Annotated in this window: 15 protein-coding genes, 1 tRNA gene and 1 pseudogene; 8 read left to right on the top strand and 9 right to left on the bottom strand. The window is 60.2% G+C overall.

Features of this window, described 5'->3' with window-relative positions; all coding sequences use genetic code 11:
* The first annotated feature begins 51 nt into the window (after window positions 1–51).
* The 3 genes from ACZ1GU_RS06300 to ACZ1GU_RS06310 all read left to right on the top strand — a co-directional run bounded on the left by ACZ1GU_RS06300 (window position 52) and on the right by ACZ1GU_RS06310 (window position 4,042).
* Complete coding sequence (locus tag ACZ1GU_RS06300) at window positions 52–324, top strand: hypothetical protein (RefSeq protein ID WP_472647206.1); 273 nt, start codon at window positions 52–54, stop codon at window positions 322–324.
* Window positions 325–461: 137 nt separating this feature from the next.
* On the top strand, window positions 462–3,239 hold the full coding sequence (gene secA, locus ACZ1GU_RS06305) for a preprotein translocase subunit SecA (protein ID WP_472647207.1): 2,778 nt from the start codon (window positions 462–464) through the stop codon (window positions 3,237–3,239).
* A 47-nt stretch (window positions 3,240–3,286) separates the two neighbouring features.
* The gene (locus tag ACZ1GU_RS06310; protein WP_472647208.1) at window positions 3,287–4,042 is read left to right on the top strand and encodes a sulfite exporter TauE/SafE family protein; all 756 of its coding nucleotides are present in this window, start codon (window positions 3,287–3,289) and stop codon (window positions 4,040–4,042) included.
* Window positions 4,043–4,048: 6 nt separating this feature from the next.
* Here the strand turns inward: ACZ1GU_RS06310 and ACZ1GU_RS06315 are convergent, their stop codons facing one another.
* Window positions 4,049–5,008, bottom strand: a complete 960-nt coding sequence (locus ACZ1GU_RS06315) for an acyltransferase family protein (protein WP_472647209.1) — start codon at window positions 5,006–5,008, stop codon at window positions 4,049–4,051.
* 288 nt (window positions 5,009–5,296) lie between these two features.
* Between ACZ1GU_RS06315 and ACZ1GU_RS06320 the strand changes: the two genes are divergently transcribed.
* Complete coding sequence (locus tag ACZ1GU_RS06320; protein WP_472647210.1) at window positions 5,297–5,719, top strand: energy transducer TonB; 423 nt, start codon at window positions 5,297–5,299, stop codon at window positions 5,717–5,719.
* A 20-nt stretch (window positions 5,720–5,739) separates the two neighbouring features.
* On the opposite strand, the gene ACZ1GU_RS06325 is transcribed toward ACZ1GU_RS06320, so the two are convergent.
* Window positions 5,740–5,814 (bottom strand) — tRNA-Asn (locus ACZ1GU_RS06325).
* Window positions 5,815–6,028: 214 nt separating this feature from the next.
* A complete protein-coding gene (locus ACZ1GU_RS06330) occupies window positions 6,029–6,817 on the bottom strand; it encodes an NAD kinase (protein WP_472647211.1) in 789 nt (262 codons plus the stop codon).
* A 112-nt stretch (window positions 6,818–6,929) separates the two neighbouring features.
* On the opposite strand from ACZ1GU_RS06330, the gene ACZ1GU_RS06335 reads away from it, so the two are divergent.
* Window positions 6,930–7,799 (top strand): EAL domain-containing protein, encoded by an 870-nt coding sequence (locus ACZ1GU_RS06335; RefSeq protein WP_472647212.1) that lies wholly within the window; start codon window positions 6,930–6,932, stop codon window positions 7,797–7,799.
* A gap of 69 nt (window positions 7,800–7,868) precedes the next feature.
* On the opposite strand, the gene ACZ1GU_RS06340 is transcribed toward ACZ1GU_RS06335, so the two are convergent.
* From ACZ1GU_RS06340 to ACZ1GU_RS06350, 3 genes are all read right to left on the bottom strand, one after another.
* A complete protein-coding gene (locus tag ACZ1GU_RS06340; protein WP_472647213.1) occupies window positions 7,869–8,147 on the bottom strand; it encodes a CPCC family cysteine-rich protein in 279 nt (92 codons plus the stop codon).
* A 170-nt stretch (window positions 8,148–8,317) separates the two neighbouring features.
* Window positions 8,318–11,803 (bottom strand): transcription-repair coupling factor, encoded by a 3,486-nt coding sequence (gene mfd / locus ACZ1GU_RS06345; RefSeq protein ID WP_472647214.1) that lies wholly within the window; start codon window positions 11,801–11,803, stop codon window positions 8,318–8,320.
* A gap of 28 nt (window positions 11,804–11,831) precedes the next feature.
* Entirely contained in the window at window positions 11,832–12,116 is a 285-nt protein-coding gene (locus ACZ1GU_RS06350) for an FAD assembly factor SdhE (protein ID WP_472647215.1), read from the bottom strand.
* A 57-nt stretch (window positions 12,117–12,173) separates the two neighbouring features.
* Between ACZ1GU_RS06350 and recG the strand changes: the two are divergent.
* A pseudogene (gene recG, locus ACZ1GU_RS06355) lies at window positions 12,174–14,250 on the top strand (ATP-dependent DNA helicase RecG).
* Here the strand turns inward: recG and ACZ1GU_RS06360 are convergent.
* Entirely contained in the window at window positions 14,247–14,708 is a 462-nt protein-coding gene (locus ACZ1GU_RS06360) for a low molecular weight protein-tyrosine-phosphatase (protein ID WP_472647216.1), read from the bottom strand. The pseudogene recG and the gene ACZ1GU_RS06360 sit on opposite strands and share 4 nt — an antisense overlap.
* 65 nt (window positions 14,709–14,773) lie before the next feature.
* On the opposite strand from ACZ1GU_RS06360, the gene ACZ1GU_RS06365 reads away from it, so the two are divergent.
* Window positions 14,774–16,576 (top strand): DUF885 domain-containing protein, encoded by a 1,803-nt coding sequence (locus tag ACZ1GU_RS06365; protein ID WP_472647217.1) that lies wholly within the window; start codon window positions 14,774–14,776, stop codon window positions 16,574–16,576.
* Here the strand turns inward: ACZ1GU_RS06365 and ACZ1GU_RS06370 are convergent.
* Window positions 16,573–17,931 carry an ABC1 kinase family protein gene (locus ACZ1GU_RS06370; protein WP_472647218.1) on the bottom strand — a complete coding sequence of 453 codons (1,359 nt, stop codon included), beginning with the start codon at window positions 17,929–17,931 and terminating at the stop codon, window positions 16,573–16,575. The genes ACZ1GU_RS06365 and ACZ1GU_RS06370 overlap by 4 nt on opposite strands.
* Before the next feature lie 98 nt (window positions 17,932–18,029).
* Window positions 18,030–18,212: a YqaE/Pmp3 family membrane protein gene (locus ACZ1GU_RS06375; RefSeq protein WP_472647219.1), complete on the bottom strand. Its 183-nt coding sequence runs from the start codon at window positions 18,210–18,212 to the stop codon at window positions 18,030–18,032.
* 204 nt (window positions 18,213–18,416) lie between these two features.
* On the opposite strand from ACZ1GU_RS06375, the gene ACZ1GU_RS06380 reads away from it, so the two are divergent.
* Complete coding sequence (locus ACZ1GU_RS06380) at window positions 18,417–18,872, top strand: DUF3429 domain-containing protein (protein WP_472647220.1); 456 nt, start codon at window positions 18,417–18,419, stop codon at window positions 18,870–18,872.
* The last annotated feature ends 108 nt before the right edge of the window (window positions 18,873–18,980 follow it).

The raw sequence follows: 18,980 nt of genomic DNA on the forward strand, positions 1-18,980 counted from the left end.
TTGCCCGCAGACTGGACGAACTGGCCTCTAAGCCATATATCGGAGCGTGTTATGCGTCGCCAATTGATCGCCTTTCTTGCACTTCTCACAGGGCTCGCCGCTCTGGGAGCGCCTGCGAGCGCGTCAGTCAATGAAGCGCTAAATCAGAATTTCGATGTCTCCGCGCATGCCGAGCCATCGGATAATTGTGATCGCGCGACCCCGGCTGACGATCCTCAGAAGAAGGCGACGAAGTGTCGCAAGGCCAAGAAGCGCAAGACCGGCCAAGTTCCAGAAGCGCTGCGTTTGCCTGTCCTTATGGGAATTGAGCGCGCTTACGAATAGCGCTGCGGAACACGCATCGAACGCTTGACCCAAGCGGCGCAGAGCACCTGCGCAATCCGGGTATTTCATGCATATTTTTTCCGATGCCGCCCTCGCGAAATGCTGGGGGCGCTCCCGATTTCAAGGCCACAAGTTCCATGTTCAACGCAATCACAAAATCCATCTTCGGCTCATCGAACGATCGCTACGTTAAGTCGGTTCGCAAGGTTGTCGCGCAGATCAACGCGCTCGAGCCGCAAATCCAGGCGCTGTCCGATGAGGAATTGAAAGCTCAAACGGATAAGTTCCGCGAGCAGCTCGACAATGGCGCGACGCTTGACGAGATCCTGCCCGAAGCCTTTGCCACGGTGCGCGAAGCCTCGGTGCGCGTGTTCGGCATGCGTCACTTCGATGTGCAGATGATCGGCGGCATCGTGCTGCACCGCGGCGAGATCGCGGAAATGCGCACGGGTGAGGGTAAGACCCTGATGGCGACGCTGGCGACCTACCTTAACGCGATCGAGGGCAAGGGCGTCCACGTCGTGACCGTCAACGATTACCTCGCCACGCGCGATGCCGAATGGATGGGCCAACTGTATAACTGGCTGGGTCTGAGCGTTGGCGTCATCGTTCCGAACATTGACGAATATGCCCGCCGCGATGCTTACAATGCGGACATCACCTACGGCACGAACAACGAGTTCGGGTTCGATTATCTGCGCGACAATATGAAGCACGAGCGCGGCCAGATGGTGCAGCGCCCGTTCAACTTCGGCATCGTTGACGAGGTGGACTCGATCCTGATCGACGAAGCGCGGACGCCGCTGATTATCTCCGGACCGACCGAGGACAAATCCGACCTCTATGTCGCGCTCGATGCAGTTGCGAAGGAAATCCCTGAGGACTGGTACGAGAAGGACGAGAAGACCAAACAGATCCAGCTGACCGAAGAGGGGCTGGATGAAGTCGAAAAGATCCTGATCGAGAAAGAGCTGCTCGAAACCGACAACCTCTACGACGTCGAGAATACTCAGGTCGTCCACCACTTGGACCAGGCGCTCAAGGCCGTGCACATGTTCAAGCGCGACACCGATTACATCGTCAAGGACGACAAGGTCGTGATCATTGACGAGTTCACTGGCCGCATGATGGATGGGCGGCGTTGGTCCAATGGTCTGCACCAGGCGGTCGAGGCCAAGGAAGATGTGAAGATCGAGCCGGAAAACCAGACCATGGCCTCGATCACGTTCCAGAACTATTTCCGTATGTATCCCAAGCTCTCGGGAATGACCGGTACGGCGGCGACCGAAGCGGCGGAATTCTGGGACATTTACAAAATGAACACGGTCGAGATTCCGACCAATCTTCCGGTCGCGCGGATCGACGAGGAAGACGAATTCTACAAGAACACGATGGACAAGTTTAAGGCGATTGCGAAGGCGATTGCCGAGAAGGCCGAGATCGGCCAGCCGGTTCTGGTCGGCACGGTCTCGATCGAAAAGTCTGAATTGCTCAGCAAATTCCTCGATGAGGAAGGCGTGAAGCACGAAGTCTTGAACGCCCGTCAGCACGAACGCGAGGCGCATATTGTCGCGCAGGCGGGCCGTCTGGGTGCGGTCACCATCGCCACCAATATGGCGGGTCGCGGTACCGACATTCAGCTGGGCGGCAACCTTGAATATCGCATAGGCGACGAGCTTGCCGATCTGGCAGAGGATGATCCCAAGCGCGAGGCAGAAATTGCTCGGATCACCGCCGAGGTCACGGAAGAGAAGCAAAAGGTTCTCGAAGCGGGCGGGTTGTTCGTCCTTGGCACAGAGCGGCACGAAAGCCGTCGGATCGACAACCAGCTGCGCGGCCGTTCGGGCCGTCAGGGCGACCCGGGTCTCTCGCGCTTCTACCTCTGCCTCGAAGACGATTTGCTGCGTATCTTTGGCCCGGACACTCTGTTCGCCAAGATGATGAATTCTAACCTAGAAGATGGCGAGGCGATTGGCTCCAAGTGGCTGTCCAAGGCGATCGAGACCGCACAGAAAAAAGTCGAGGCGCGCAATTATGACGTGCGGAAACAGGTCGTCCAATACGACGATGTGATGAACGACCAGCGCAAGGTCATCTACGAGCAGCGCTCTGAAATCATGGATTCCGAAGCGGTCGATGATGTCGTCGTCGATATGCGTCACGACACGATCAATGCGTTGGTCGGCACCGCGTGTCCTCCGGGCTCTTACCCGGAGCAGTGGGATATCGATGGCCTCAAAGAGAAGCTGGAAGAGGTGTTCAACCTGACGCCGCCGATCGATGAGTGGATGGAAGAAGAGCAGGTCGAGCCGGAACTCCTCGAGGAGCGACTGACCGCGATGACCGACGAGATGATGGACGCCAAGATGGCGGATGGCGACCAGAACATCTGGCGCATCGTTGAAAAAGACGTGCTGCTGCGTCAGCTGGACGCGCATTGGAAAGACCATCTGGCGACGCTCGATGCGCTGCGTCAGGTAATCTGGATGCGCGGTATCGCGCAGAAACAGCCGATCAACGAATACAAGCAGGAAGCGTTCGGCCTGTTTGAAACCATGCTCGACAATCTGCGTGAGGAAGTGACCAAGATCCTGTTCCGGTCAGAGCTGCGCATGGCACCACAGGAAGATCCGGCGGAGGCGCTGCCCGATCTACCCGATTTCCTTACCGGCCATATCGATCCGCTCACCGGCATCGACAATTCGAATGATGGCGATGGGTCGGCAGAACGTCCTGAGATGTTCGGCTCGCTTGCAGGCAGCCCGCGCGCAGCATCGGGGCCGGGCGGTTCCAATCCAGACAACCCTTGGGCCAATCAGGAAATCAGCCGCAATGCGCCATGCCCATGCGGCAGCGGCAACAAGTACAAGCATTGCCACGGTGCTGCAGGGGCGAAGAAGCCGACTATTGCCTGAACGGGCATCCGGGCTGGGCGGATGAGCGCGGCTGAGGAGATGCGAGCATGATCGGCGCGGTTCCGGCGCTGCTCGCGCTCGCATTCCTGGTGACCGCGCTGCTCTATGCCAGCGTCGGGTTTGGCGGTGGGTCGACCTATTCCGCGCTGCTGGCGTTGTCGGGACTCGATTATCGCTTGCTGCCGCTGGTTGCGCTCGCCTGCAACATTGTCGTTGTCGCCGGTGGCACAATCCGGTTCGCGCGGGCCAGGATAACCCCTTGGCGCGGCGCGCTTATGGTGACCGCACTGGCTGCGCCAGCCGCCTTCCTGGGAGGGCTGACCCCGATTGACCGCGAGGCGTTTATGCTGCTGCTAGGGGGCAGCCTGATCCTGACAGCGGTGACGATGTTGATCCCGGTGCGGGAGGGGGTAGCAGGCGAACCGACCCGTTTTGCCAAAGCCATGCCGTTTGCCGCCGCGCCGTTGGGATATCTCGCAGGGCTCGTCGGAATAGGCGGGGGCATTTTCCTCGCGCCTTTGCTTCACCTCACGCGTTGGAAGGATGCGCGCGCCATCGCTGCGACTGCGAGTTTCTTCATCCTCGTCAATTCGCTTTTCGGCCTCGCCGGACAATTGCTGAAGCAGGGGCCGGCGGCCTTTGGCGGCGCCATTACCTACAGCCTGCCATTGCTGATCGCAGTCGTGATCGGAGGGCAGATCGGCAGCCTTATGGCGGTGCGGTTGCTGCCCAAACGCTGGATCCGCTGGCTGACCGCAGCACTGGTGCTCGTTGTCGGGATCAGGTTGATCGTGGCAGGCTAGGGCGCTTCACGCCCTGGATGCGGCAGGCGCAGCTTTCTCGCCCGACTGTAGTCCAAACAGCGCCGCATTGCGCTTCCACTCGAATGTCAGCGCGACCGCAGCTGCGACCGCGAGAGCAGCCGCCGTCGCAATCACTGGATGCACGCCCAGATGCTCGCCAATCTGCAGGATCGGATAATGCACCGCGTAAAGCGGGAAGGAGATGCTCCCCAAGATAGCGCTGAACCGGTTCGCATTGGCGGATAGGCCCGCCAGCAGCAGCGCCGGTGATACCAGCATCACGAACACCAGATCGTAGAACATGCCCTTCGGCAACAGCAGCAGCGCAAGCACCAGAGCAGGATTTGCGAAATAGGGCGGTATGATTGTGCGCCAATCGAGCCGGAACAGCATAATTCCGATCGTATAAGCGAGCAGCACGCGCGGAACGCCCAGCCATAAATTGTCGTTGCGGTGGCCGACCAGAATATCCGGTCCGGCAAAGGCGAAAAGCGTGCCCGCGCTTGCCACAGCGACCAAGCCCAGAACCCAAACTGGCAGTCGCCACATCAACACCGCGTGCACGGCGTTTGCGACCAGTTCGAAGAGGATCGACCAGGCAGGCTTATTGAGCATGAACGGGTAGACTGGTCCGCTAGGGATGTAGACCAGCGTCGCCGCATAGATGACCGCGACGGATGCTAGGTCGGAGCGGGCGAAGAAGAACAATCCCAGCGCGGCGCCCACAGCCATCGGCCAGAACAGCCGCTTGTAGCGCATCAAAGTGAATGAGACCGGGTTCAGGCCGGAGGCGAACTTGGTCTCATAGGTCCGCGCCATGACATAGCCGGACAGCATGAAGAAGAAATCGACCGCCAGATACGCGCGGTCAAACAGGTCCGCCACGTCGTAAATGGTGAACACGTGAAAGCCTACCACGGTCAACGCGGCATAGCCTCTCATCGCATCCAGTCCGACGAGCCTCATATCAGGCGGTTCTGTTCGGCACTTTGTCCATCAGACCGCGCTAAACAAAAGTGGTTAAGTTTTTGGGCGGTTCGGCGGTTGGAAAGGCTGGATTTTTGAGGGTTTCAGGTGGAAACAGGCGTTCGAGCTGCGCGTGGTGTCGGAGAAGCGATTGATCTGCAACGCGAATGGGCTCGACTTGGTTGGACTACGCATCGCAGTGCGTCTTGAGATTATTTTACAACTCGGCGTGTTTTCGAAGGCAAATGACGTCTGGAACTCAGCGGCCAGGGCTCTATAGTTTCATCCATGACAAGCATCCCAAAAACGAAGCATATTCAGCTCATTGCACTGTTGGCACCTTTTGCGCTGGGTTCGGTTGCCGCTCACGCGCAAACAACTGCCGACGAGGCTGATCAGACTGTAGCAGCACAGCCCGTCGCGGCTGCCTCGCTCGCTCGATCTGCTGAAATGACGCGGATGCCACCGTTCAACTATCCGGCGCAGTCGCTGCGTCTGGAGCAGCAGGGACGAGTTGAATATCGCTATTCTGTCAATGTGAAGGGCAGGGCCGTCGACTGCATCATCACGCGATCGAGCGGGTATCGGCTGCTTGACGAAGAAACTTGCAAGTCAATGACGAAGCACGCCCGTTTCCGGCCTGCTCTCGATGAAGCTGGCAATCCCATTTTGGCCACATATTCAGGCAGCCGGAACTTCCAGCTCGACTAACTCAAAAATGTGGGATGAAATGGCTCCCCGAGTTGGATTCGAACCAACGACCAAGTGATTAACAGTCACCTACTCTACCGCTGAGCTATCGGGGAGCAGCTTCCCAAGCGGTATCGAGGGAAGCGGAGGCGAGCCTATATGGCTGCGCGCGAAACTTGGCAAGAGGGTTTTGGAGGAAAAATGCGCGGTTTTGACGGCAGAGTCCAAACGGTGGCGTAGCCACCGCAAGGGCGCACGCCCGCCCGCAGCGATGCGCCTGAAAGGCGCATGAGCGAGGAGTTCGCGAGCGCGGATGCGCTTGCGCAAAAACTATAGAGCAAACTGCTCCGCTACGATCCGCTCATCGAGTGAATGGCCCGGATCGAATAGCAAGGTCAGTTCCGTCTCGCGCTCAATCGTCAGCGTCACCTCGGCAATGTCGCGCAATTCGCGCTGATCGGCCACGGCAGAGACCGGGCGCTTGCCCGCCTCCAGAATGCGGAACTTCACCGGCAGATGATCGGGCAGGATCGCGCCGTTCCAGCGACGTGGGCGGAACGGGCTGATCGGGGTCAGCGCCAGCAGATTACACCCAAGTGGCAGGATCGGGCCATTGGCGGAGAGATTGTAGGCGGTCGATCCAGCCGGGGTCGACAACAGCACCCCATCGCACACCAGATTCTCGATCCGCACGCGATCATTGACGCTCACCTCGATCTTGGCCGTCTGCCGCATTTCACGCAGCAGCGAGACCTCGTTGATCGCGAGAAACGTGTGACGCTCCCCGCTTTGCGTGACCGCTTCCATTTTCAGCGGCGCAATGGTGAAGGGCCGCGCGCGTTGAGCCCGGCGCAGTGCATTCTTGCCGTCGCGAAACTTGTTCATCATAAAGCCGACGGTTCCGCGATTGAGGCCAAAGGCCGGGATGATCCGCCCCGCATCAATCATCGCATGCAAAGTTTGCAGCATGAACCCGTCACCACCCAGCACAATCGCGGCATCGGCGGTTTCGAGCGGTGACCAATCGTGCTGATCCTTCATCGCTTCATAGGCTTTTTGCGCCCGATCACTGTCTGAGGCAAGCAGCGCAACCCGCTCAAATTCCTGTTTTTTTGGCAATTCGTGGTCCTCAAAATCGGGATGCAGCTGCGGCGCTATCCACAGCTTTGCTATAGCGGGTTTTCCTGATGTTCCAATTTCGGTCGGATTGCAATTGGCGCATGCATTCGCCGTGCGCTACACTATCGGCGACGTGATGGAGTCGCAGTCCCCTTCTTTGCGCAAAGGCACACGCGGTGGTTTTCCCGGTGTGAAGCCCGAGGCGCTCGATGCTGATCTGCTCAGCGCACTTGACCGGCGCGAGATCGAGGTGCTGTTTCAGCCGCAATTTTCCTGCGCGACCGGGCGGGTTGTCGGGGCAGAGGCGCTGGCGCGCTGGCGGCATCCGACCCTGGGAGAGATCGGCGCGCGCGATCTGTTTGCGATTGCGGAGCGGGCTGCGCTGGTTGCGCCTTTGTCGCGCCATGTGGTCGCCCGCGCGCTGGAAGATGCACACCGCTGGCCAGAGGAATTGCAGCTTTCGCTCAACATCACGCCGGAGGAATTGGGCGATGCGCGGTTCGCGGCGGACTTTGCCGAATTGATCGGCAAGAGCGAAATCGCGCCGCAGCGGCTGATGCTGGAAATTACCGAGGATGTGTTGCTGCGCAATTTGCGGCAGGCAGCCGAGGCGTTGAGCGCGTTAAGGGCGCTGGGGTTCAAGACTGCGCTCGATGATTTTGGCGCGGGCTTTTGCAACTTCCGCTATTTGAAAGAGCTGCCGCTCGATGCACTCAAGCTCGACAAGGTGATGGTCGAAGGCGTGCCGGGTGACACCCGCGATCTGGCGGTGTTCCGCGCGATTGTTGAGCTGGGTCATGCGCTCGGTCTTAAGGTCATCGCCGAGGGGATCGAAAGCGAGATCCAGCGCGCGACGGTGATCAGCGAAGGCTGCGATTACTGGCAGGGCTTCTTGCAGGCGGAACCCATGCCAAGCGAGAAGATGCTGGGTGTGGCGAGGGCCGCGCGGGGGTTAGGGTTCCGCTCAAGGCTCAATCGCTGAAGGCCGAGCGGATTTTGCGTTTCTTTGAGGATAAGCGCATGAATTCTTGCGAATGCTAACGGTCTGACGTCAACATAACTCAGAGGCTGTTGGACTCCGCACGTGCTGGACGACACTTTTGTCAAAAGCACCAAATCTCTGGTAGTTTAGTCTAGCCGCGGACAACGAAAGATCGCCATTGGGTCCACCTCGAACTAAATCCGCGTCATGATCGTCTTGGCCGTCATCCTCCCAGAAACAAACCGGGCAAATTTCAAATCCACCACGTTCATCTAGCGTGCGGCTGCGGCAGCACGGGCATTGGTATGGACCTCCGTCAGCTGGTTTATATACATTCTCGAATTTCATCTAAGCAAAATGACATCGAATTCACACGACCGCAAATGGATCGTTTGTTTGAGGTCCCGTTCATGCTGAGGAGCCGTTGAGCCTGTCGAAACGGCGTCTCGAAGCATCCGCCCTTCGAGACGGTCATTCAGCCTCCAGCTTCACGACCTCGTCAGGACGCACGGTAGCGTTCAAGCCGCCTCGCGCTTCTTCGCCTTGCGCGCAATCCCGCTCAAACCCTTGGTCAGCTGGAACAAGCCGTTGAGGCGGCTCTGCGGGTCGCCCCACGCGCGGTTGATCACCAGCTTCATATCGGGGCGCAGTTTCGCGGTCCCCTGAAGCCTATCAACATAGGCGATCAGGCCCGGACCGTCGGGGAAGTCATCCTTGTGGAAGGTGACGAGCGTGCCGCGCGCGCCCACATCAATCTTGGCGATGTTCGCTTCGATCGCCTGATGCTTGATCTCGATCAGACGGATGAGGTTCTTGGTCGCATCGGGCAGATCGCCAAAGCGGTCGATCATTTCCGCCGCCATGCTTTCAATCTCGGCCTTATCCTGCGCCTGATTGAGGCGGCGATAGAGCGCCATGCGCACGGCCAGATCGGGCACGTAATCCTCTGGGATCATAATCGGCGCATCGACGGTGATCTGCGGTGAGACCGTGTCGCGGCTCGGCTCCAGCCCCATCGCGCCGGCCTTTGCGGCGAGGATCGCATCTTCGAGCATCGATTGGTAAAGTTCAAAGCCAACCTCGCGGATATGGCCAGATTGTTCATCGCCCAAGAGGTTGCCCGCGCCGCGAATGTCGAGATCGTGGCTTGCGAGCTGGAAGCCCGCGCCAAGGCTGTCGAGATCGCTCAAAACCTTCAAGCGCTTCTCGGCAATCTCGGAAAGCTGCACGTCCTTCTCGTAAGTCAGATAAGCGTAGGCGCGCAATTTCGCGCGGCCCACCCGCCCGCGCAATTGGTAAAGCTGCGCGAGGCCAAAACGGTCGGCGCGGTGGATGATGATCGTGTTCGCACTTGGCAGGTCGAGGCCGCTTTCGACAATCGTGGTCGACAGCAGAACCTCGTATTTGCCTTCGTAAAACGCGCTCATGCGCTCTTCGATTTCCCCTGCACCCATCTGGCCGTGCGCGGCGATGACTTTTACCTCGGGCACGTTTTCGGCGAGCCATTCCTCGACCGTTTCCATATCGGAAATGCGCGGCACGACGATAAAGCTCTGCCCGCCGCGATGATGCTCGCGCAGCAGTGCTTCGCGCATCACCATATCGTCCCATTCCATCACATAGGTGCGCACCGCAAGCCGGTCGACCGGCGGGGTTTGGATGGTAGAAAGCTCGCGCAGGCCCGTCATCGCCATTTGCAGCGTGCGCGGGATCGGCGTGGCGGTCAGCGTGAGCATATGCACGTCGGCGCGCAGCTGTTTGAGCTTCTCCTTATGCGTCACGCCAAAGCGCTGTTCCTCGTCGACGATCACCAGCCCGAGGTTCTTGAAGCTGGTCGATTTGGAGAGGATGGCGTGCGTGCCGATGACGATGTCAATGTCGCCAATGGCGAGGCCGTCGCGGGTCTCGCTCATTTCTTTGGAGGAGACGAGGCGGGAAAGGCGCCCGACTTTGAGCGGGAAGCCTGCAAAGCGCTCGGCAAAGTTTTGATAGTGTTGGCGGGCGAGCAGTGTGGTCGGCGCGACGACCGCGACCTGCTGACCGTTCATCGCGGCAACGAAGGCGGCGCGCAAGGCGACCTCGGTTTTGCCGAAACCGACATCACCGCACACCAGCCGGTCCATCGGCTTTCCGCTTTCCAAATCGCGCAGAACGTCCGCGATGGCCGCGTCCTGATCGTCGGTCTCTTCCCACGGGAAGCGGTCGACGAATTGGTTGAAGCTGGCGTCATCGACGGCGAGCGCGGGGGCTTTTTTGAGCGCGCGCTCGGCGGCGACCTTCATCAGTTCCCCAGCGATTTCATTGATGCGTTCTTTCAGGCGCGAGCGGCGGCGTTGCCACGCTTCTCCGCCCAGCCGATCCAGCATCACCGCATCTTCAGAAGAGCCATAGCGCGACAGCACATCGAGGTTTTCAACCGGGATGAACAGCTTGTCCCCGCCGCGATATTCGAGCGCCACGCAATCGTGCTTGCTCTTGCCGACGGGCACGGGCTCGAGCCCGCGATATTTGCCGATGCCGTGCTCGACATGGACGACCAGATCGCCGCGAGCGAGCGCTTGCAATTCGGCGAGGAATGCGTCGGAGTCCTTGCGCTTCTTCTTGCGGCGAACCAGCCTGTCGCCCAGCACATCCTGCTCTGTCAGGACTTCCAATTCGTCGCTGGCAAAGCCGGTGTCGAGCGGCAGGACCATCGCGACAACGCCGCTTTTGACCGAGGCGCCGAGTGCTTCTTGCCACGTGTCGGCGGTGGCAGTTTTGACGCCCGCTTCGGTAAGAATCGAGGTGATCCGCGAGCGGCTACCGGTGGAATAGGCGGCGAACAGAGCGCGTTTGCCCTGCTTGGCGAGCTCAGCGAAATGCTTGGCCGCTTGCTCATAGACATTGTCGCCGCGGGCGCGCTCGGGCGCGAAATCGCGCGCGGAGGTGAAGCCGAAATCGATGTTGGTGTCGCTGTCGGGCGCGGCGAAGATCTGGCTGCGATGCGCAGGCGCTTTGGCAATCGCCGCGTCAAATTCTTCGCGCGAAAGATAGAGCGCGTCGCTGGCCAGCGGGCGATAACTGCCGGCGGCTTCAGCTGCGGATCGCACGCGTTGATCGTGGTAATCGGTGATGTCTTTGAGGCGCTCCTCAGCCGCGCCAATTGCACCGTTGTCGATCACCACAACATCGTCATCGTCCAGATGATCGAAGAGGGTGTCGAGCCGCTCTTCAAACAGCGGCATCCAGTGCTCCATCCCCGCCAGCCGCCGTCCATCGCTGACCGCTTCGTAGAGCGGGTCTTGCGTGGCGGTCGCGCCGAACATCTCGCGATAGCGGCTACGGAACCGCGTGATGCTGTCCTCGTCGATCAATGCTTCGGACGCTGGCAACAGCAGATGCTTGTTTAACGTGCCGGTGGAACGCTGCGTGCTTGGATCAAACAAGCGCAGGCTCTCGAGCTCATCGCCGAAAAAATCGAGCCGCAAGCCTTCATCGAGCGAAGAGGGGAAGATGTCGACAATCGAGCCGCGTACGGCAAACTCGCCGTGATCGACCACGGTGTCGGTGCGCGAATATCCTTGCCGGGTGAGCAGCGCAGCGAGGCTTTCATGCCCGATCTCGGTCCCTTGCTTGAACTCGCGCACGCTCTCGCGAATGCGGAACGGGGTGAGCACGCGTTGCAACACCGCGTTGACCGTCGTGACCAGCAATTGCGATCCGCTGGCGGGATTTTGCAGCGCGTGGAGCGCTGCCAACCGCTTGGCGCTGACCGACAGAGCCGGGCTGGCGCGGTCATAGGGCAGGCAGTCCCATGCCGGAAACTCGATCACCTCGATCTCTGGCGCGAAGAAATGCGCCGCCTCGCTGACGCTGCGCATCGCGGTATCGTCTGGAGCGATGAAAACCGCGCGTTGTTTCGCCGCACGGGCAAGATCGCTCAGCACCAAAGGCAGGCTGCCGCGCACCAGCGAGGAGAGCGTCAGCGGCGTTTTCGCCGTCAATATGCGGGAGAAATCAGGCATGCTTCGTCTTCAACGCAGGCGGGGGCTATCAGTGCCCCATATCGACGTAGTCGAGCTTTTGCATCTGCTCGATCAGCGGGCCTTGAAAGCGCGGCGGCGTTGGCTGAGTGCCGAGCGCCCATGCCATCACGTCGACATCGTCTTCGGCCAGTAGGTCTTCAAACCATTCCATTTCCGTCACGCCCCAATCGGCATGATAACGGTCGAAAAAGCCGCCAATCATATAATCGGCCTCACGCGTGCCGCGATGCCAGGCGCGAAATTTCGCGCGGGCGAGACGTTCGGGGGTTATCTGATCGGGGGAAATGGACATGCCGCGCCGCCTAGGACACTCGCCAAGGGCGCGCAAGCGGGTATAGGGTGACGCGCGATGCGGCCCGATATTCTCAACCCTCTGTTTGCGGAAAGCACCACGCTGGAAGGCGTCGGGCCGAAGCTGATGAAGCCGCTCGAAAAGCAGGGTCTGACGCGGATCAAAGACCTCGCTTATCACCTGCCCGAGCGGTTTGTGACGCGGCGGGTGGTCGAAAATCTCGATGCGGCGAGCGAGGGCGAGCAGGTCATCGTCGCGCTCACTCCGACCGAGCATCGGGGCGCGCGCAATCCCGGTCGCGGGCCGTATCGCGTGTTGGCGCAGGACGAGGTCGGCAACATCTGCGCGCTGACATATTTCGGGCGCGCATCCTACACCGCAAAGAAGCTTTTGCCGGTGGGGGAGAAGCGCTGGGTCGCAGGAAGGCTCGACCGCTATGGCGACATGCTGCAGATCGTGCATCCTGACCATGTCGAGAAAGAGGCCTCTGCGCATCTCGCTCGGCTGAATGAGCCAGTCTATCCGCTGTCAGAAGGGCTGACGCAGCCGCGCATGGGGGCACTCACGGCGCAGGCGCTGGAGCGCTTGCCAGAGCTGTCCGAATGGATCGATGGCAGCCAGTTTGAGCGCGAAGGGTGGCCCACTTGGCGCGATGCGCTGCACCTTGCGCACAAGGATGAAAACAAGAGCGCGCGCGACCGGCTTGCTTACGATGAGCTGCTCGCCAATTCGCTCGCGCTGCTGCTCGTGCGGGCGGAGGGCAGGCGGCGCAAGGGGCAGGCATTGCAAGGCGATGGCAGCTTGCGCGACAAGCTCGACCTGCCGTTTGCGTTGACCGGTGCGCAGTCGCGCTCGATAGGCGAAATCGAAGGCGATCTGGCACAGGAAGCACCCATGCTGCGCTTGCTGCAAGGCGATGTCGGCGCGGGCAAGACTGTGGTCGCGCTCGAGGCAATGCTCATCGCCAATGAAGCGGGAAAACAGGCGGCATTGCTCGCCCCGACGGAAATCCTCGCGCGCCAGCATTTCGAAACGATCCGCAAAATGGCGCAGCCCACCGGGGTCGAGGTCGCGCTGCTCACCGAGCCGGGCCAAGGGCAAGGAGCGCGAAGGCCTGTTGATGGGGCTGCTCGACGGCTCGATCGATATTCTCGTCGGCACGCATGCGATCTTTCAGGATACGGTGAACTATAAGGATCTTGGCCTAGTTGTGATCGATGAGCAGCATCGCTTTGGCGTCGCGCAACGATTGCAGCTTGCGGCCAAGGGCAAGCGCGCGCCGCACACTCTGGCGATGACCGCGACGCCGATCCCGCGCAGCCTCACGCTCGCGCAATATGGCGAGATGGATGTGAGCCGCCTGGATGAATTGCCGCCAGGCAGGCAGGCGATCGACACCGTTGTCGTCGCGCAAGACCGGCTAGAAGATGTGATCGCAGGCGTTGCGCGGCATGTTGCTGCGGGCCAGCAGGCCTATTGGGTGTGCCCGATGGTGCGCGAGATGAACGGCGCGTTCCAGGCCGACGATATTGCCGCTGTCGAGGCGCGCTATGCGGCGCTGAAAGAGCGCTTTGGCGAGGATGTCGTGATGGTTCACGGCCAGCTCAAGCCCGAGGAAAAAGACGCAAATATGGAGCGGTTTGCGAGCGGCGAAGCCAAGCTGCTCGTCGCGACAACCGTGATCGAAGTCGGCGTCGATGTGCCTGCCGCTACGCTAATGGTGATCGAGCAGGCGGAGCGATTTGGCCTTGCGCAACTGCACCAGCTTCGCGGACGCGTGGGGCGGGGCAGCGAAAAATCGGTCTGCCTGCTGCTGCGCGGCAACGAACTGTCAGAGACCGGCAAAAAGCGGCTTGCCCTGATGCGCGAGACGCAGGACGGCTTTCGCATTGCCGAAGAGGATCTGGAACTGCGCGGCGGCGGCGAATTGCTCGGCACGCGGCAATCGGGCGAGGCGGCGTTCCGCATCGCCGATCTCGAACAGACGCAGCGCCTTTTACCAGCGGCTCATGCCGATGCGCGCCTGCTGATGGAGCGCGATGGGGGGCTCACCAGTGCGCGCGGTGAGGCGGCGCGCGAACTTCTCTATCTGTTCGAACGCGATTGGGGCGTGCAGCTGCTAAGGGGCGGTTAGCGCAGCCGTTCTACCAAGGCCTCGGCGGCCATCCAGACGTCTTCCCAGGTGTCGTCGAACTGGTCCTCGCCGTCATAGTATGGATCGGAAATGGCCGCGCCTTCGCGGTCGGGGACCATGTCCATCAGCAGCGAGACATGCGTTTCTGATCCCTTTGGACGCACAGCCTCGATATTGCGCAAGTTCTGGTGATCCATCCCGAAAATATGCGTGAAGCGGGTGAAGTCTTCGCGGACCAGCTGCCGCCCACGCAGCCCGGATATGTCGATACCGTTTGCCGCAGCAGTCTCGACCGAACGCGGATCAGGCGGCGAATTGATATGATAGGCAGACGTGCCGCAGCTATCGATCAGGACATCGAGCCCGGCATTATCAGCGGCGCGGCGCATCGCGCCCTCCGCCAATGGCGAGCGACAGATATTGCCAAGGCAGACGAACAGAAGCGCAGGTTTCGACATGGCCAGCATCCTACTGGACCGCAGGTGCGCCAATCAATATGCAATGCGCCAAACAGGAGGTTTTCATGCGCCCACTCTTTGCCGCCATCGCTCTTGCCACCGCCACTTTGGCCGCACCCGCATGGGCAGGACCGGAGGAAGATTACAAACAGCTACGCGAAGAGATCTGGCAGGCGACACTCGATGACAATCCACTGCTGGCGACCAGTATTGGCGACCGGCGCGGGGATGGGAAGCTGGGCGATCTGTCGCTCGAAGAGTTTGAGCGCTCTGCGATCGAGAGCGAGGGGTTTCTTGCGCGGCTTTACCAGATCAACGCCAACGACTTGCCGCAGGATTTGCAGGTCGATTACGCGATCCTTGTGCGCAGCATTCGCGATCGGCTGACAGGCGCACAGTACGATCACAATCGCTACCAGATATTCACCAATCGCGGCGGCTGGTTCAGCAGTTTTGCCTCGCTGCCTAATCGCTCGCCATTTTTCACGCTCGCTGATTATGAGAGCTATATCAGCCGCTTGGAAGCATTCGCTAAGGTCAATGCTGACGGCATCGGCCGCAGCCGCGAGGCGGTAGCGCGCGGGCTGACGCATGCGTGCGAGCCGATGCAGGGATTAGAGGATCGGATTAAAACGCAGATTGTTGAGGACTATAAAACCTCTCCATTTTGGAAGCCGTTTGCCGGTGACAAGCCAGCGTCGATCTCGGATGCCGAGTGGGAAAATTTGCAGGATCAGGCGAGCGTTGCCTTGGAAGAGGCGGTGCTGCCTTCGTATCGCGACTTTCTCACATTCTACACCGAGGAGTACGCGCCCAATTGCCGCACGGGCACTCCCGGTGTGCTTGCGACGCCAGGCGGCAAGGAATATTACGATTACCGCGTAAAGAGCTTCACCACGACCGATATGACGGCGGATGAGGTTCACCTCTTGGGACTGAGCGAAGTCCGGCGCATTCGCGCTGAAATGATCGAAGTCGCTGCCTCTGCCGGGTTCAACACGCGCGAGGCCTTCATTGAGCATCTGCGCACCGATCCGCAATATTACATGACCGATCCGGACGAGTACCTTGAGTACACACAGGCGCTCGCCAAGCACATTGATGGCTTTATGCCCAAGCTTTTCGGGCGGTTGCCGCGCAATCCCTACACCGTCTCACCAATTCCGGCGGCGCAGGCTCCGGGCAACACGACGGCCTATTATGAGCCGGGCTCGCTCGAGACCGGGCAGGCGGGCATTTACCGGCTGAACACGACCGAGCTGGATCAGCGCCCTTTATGGGAACTGCCAGCTCTGGGCGTGCATGAGGCGGTTCCGGGCCACCACCACCAGATCGCTTTGCAGCAGGAATTGGACATCCATCCGCTGCGCGCCAATGGCACATTCTTCACCGCCTTTGTCGAGGGGTGGGGGCTTTATTCGGAGCGGCTCGGGATCGAGATGGGGCTCTATGATACGCCAGCAAAGCAGATGGGGCGTTTGAGTTATGAGATGTGGCGCGCGACCCGCTTGGTGGTCGATACCGGGCTGCACTCGAAGGGCTGGAGCAAGCAGCAGGCGGTAGACTACATGCTCGACAACACCGCGCTGTCCCCTGCCAATATCGACGCGGAAGTGAACCGCTACATCACCTGGCCGGGGCAGGCTCTTGCCTACAAAGTGGGTGAGCTCAAAATCCGCGAATTGCGGACCCGAGCTGAGGATGCGCTGGGGGCCGATTTCGACCTGCGCGCCTTCCACGATAAGGTCTTAGAGAATGGATCGGTTCCGCTCGACGTTTTGGATGACTACGTCACGCGCTGGATTGAGAGCCAAGCAGGTGCGATAGAATACGTTGATGGCTATGCTTCGGAAACGCCGGAAGGCTAAGCCGCCTTCGCTGGCAGCGGATCGGTGCTCGCAAGCACCTCCTCGGCAATCCGGCGGACGTTCACCTGCGCTTTGAGCCGCGCGCCGAGCAGGGCTGTGCCGCTCACCTTGCGCTGAACGAACAGTGTCTCGACCGGCGGAAAGGCCCAGGTGTCCTTATCCTGTGCAATGGCCCAACCTTCGTCACGCAGCAGCGGGACGAAGCTGCGGTCGCCGAAGTCGAAATCCTTGTCCTCGCGCATTTCGTTGACGACGATGTCGATCATTCGGTCGACCCGCTCACCGTGTTTCTCGACCACGATCGGCAGCATGAAACCGGCGGCGATCGTTTCTTCGCGCACCTTGTCTTTGTCACCGGCTAGGCCCGCTTGCAGCAGGCGGCGATAAGCGTTGCTGACATCGGGATCGACATCGCGGCACGCGCCGAAATCGAGCAGCACGATCTGGCCCGTATCCTTGCGATAGCGGAAATTGGCAAAGTTGGGATCGGTCTGCATCACGCCGAACTCGAACAACTCGCGCGCGACGAGCCGCATCAACCGGCCCATCACCTCATCACGCCGCTCGTCAGTTTCGTTCTCGAGCTCTTCGATAGAACTGCCTTCTTCAAAACTCATTGCGAGAATTCGGTCGCGTGTAAGCCCTTCGTGAAGGCGCGGGACAACAAAACCTTCTTCGCCTGCCAGCCGCGCGCGATACATCTCCATCTGCGCGCCTTCGCGGTGATAATCGGCCTCTTCGTGCAGCTGCTTCTTCGCTTCGGCGAGCAGCGCTTCGATCTCCAGCTCGGGCGGGGCAAAGCCTGACACTTTGAGCAGCGTCATCACATTGTCGACATCGCTGTCGATGCTGTCGGCGATGCCGGGATATTGCACCTTGATCGCGAGCTCTTCGCCATCGCGAGTCAGCGCCTTATGCACTTGACCGATGCTGGCCGCGGCAATCGGGCGTGGATTGAACCAGCGAAATTGCTTGCGCCAATCGGGGCCCCATTCCTGCTTCAGCACTCCGTCAAGTTGACGTGCGGGCATGAAGTTTGCCTGATCGCGCAAGGTCGCCAAGATTTTGGAGAGTTCAGGCGGCAGGAAGTCGCCCGAGTCCATGCTGATCATCTGTCCCATTTTCATCGCCGCGCCGCGCAGATGCGAAAGGCGATCGGTCATGCGCTGGACATTGCCCGGTGTGAGGACGAGATCGCGGGCATTGATGCCTTCGCCGCGCGCGAGCCTGCGCGCACCCTCAGCCATCATTCCGCCAGCCACGCCCGAAGCGAGCCTGCCAAAGGTGGCCAGGCGCGACACCCTGCCCGAGGGCACGGCACGTTGGCGCGATTTGTCTGATGGGTCTTGAGACATAGTGTGGCGGCTCGTTATGCGAAAATCGGTTGCCCACAAAACGAAACGGCCCCGGGATGTATCCCGAGACCGCTGCGTTTATTCGATTGCCTTGCCTATCAGGCGAGCGCGCGTCCGCCGCCCCGCAGATAGTTCACGTACAGACCGTGGATGAGGCCGGGTACGTAGAGGATGATCGTCAGGATCAGGTTGATCCAGAAATCGCGGTCGAGGCCGTGCTTCAGCGCGACGCCGAGCGGTGGAATAAGGATCGTGGCGATAAGGGTGATAATTGCCATCATGTGGGGACTTCTCCTGTGAATTGCGTGTGGCGCGTCGCCGCGCTCGGTATGTAAAAGTAACGGCTGTTTGTGGTTGATGTTCCAAGGTTTTCGTCGGAACATTTTCGGGTCTCGTGTGTTTGAAAAGGCGGTTCGAGGCGTGAATGCGGGCTGCGAAATGCACTCTGCGGGAACCCAAAGCCCAGCCGATGCGCTTGAGCTGTCATGGACGAACAACCTTCTCTGACCCCTGCCGCACGCACTCTCGGCTATGCCGGGCTGTTGCCGCAGATTATCTGCGTGACGCTCGCAGCGACGGGTCACGAATATGCCTATTCTGCGCTGGCAGGCGGTTTTGCCTATGCGGCGCTGATCTTCAGCTTTCTGGGCGGTGTATGGTGGGGACAGGCGCTTGTTAAGGGTAATGCAGGCGCTGGCGCCTATCTGCTCGCTGTCCTGCCCAGCCTGATCGCGCTCGCGCTGTTCATGCCGTGGACCTTCGGCTGGGATTGGCCGGGGCCAGCCTTGCTTTACCTCGGCGCGCTGATTGCACTGAGCCCCCTGGTGGACCGGATGCTAGGTTTTGCCGCGCGCGACTTCCTGCAAATGCGCTGGCATTTGTCGCTGGGCTTGGGCGCGCTAACGATTGCGCTCGGCTTTATCGCCGATCGGATCGTTTGAGTCGCCACTTTCAATGTCGGGGGATGGTCGCCCCACACAGCGCCAGCTCCATGAAGGCGCTGAGTGAGGCGAACCAAGGCGCGGCGTATAGGTGTGGATGGGTGGGGT

It is taken from the genome of Erythrobacter sp. HA7-11 (assembly GCF_055693605.1).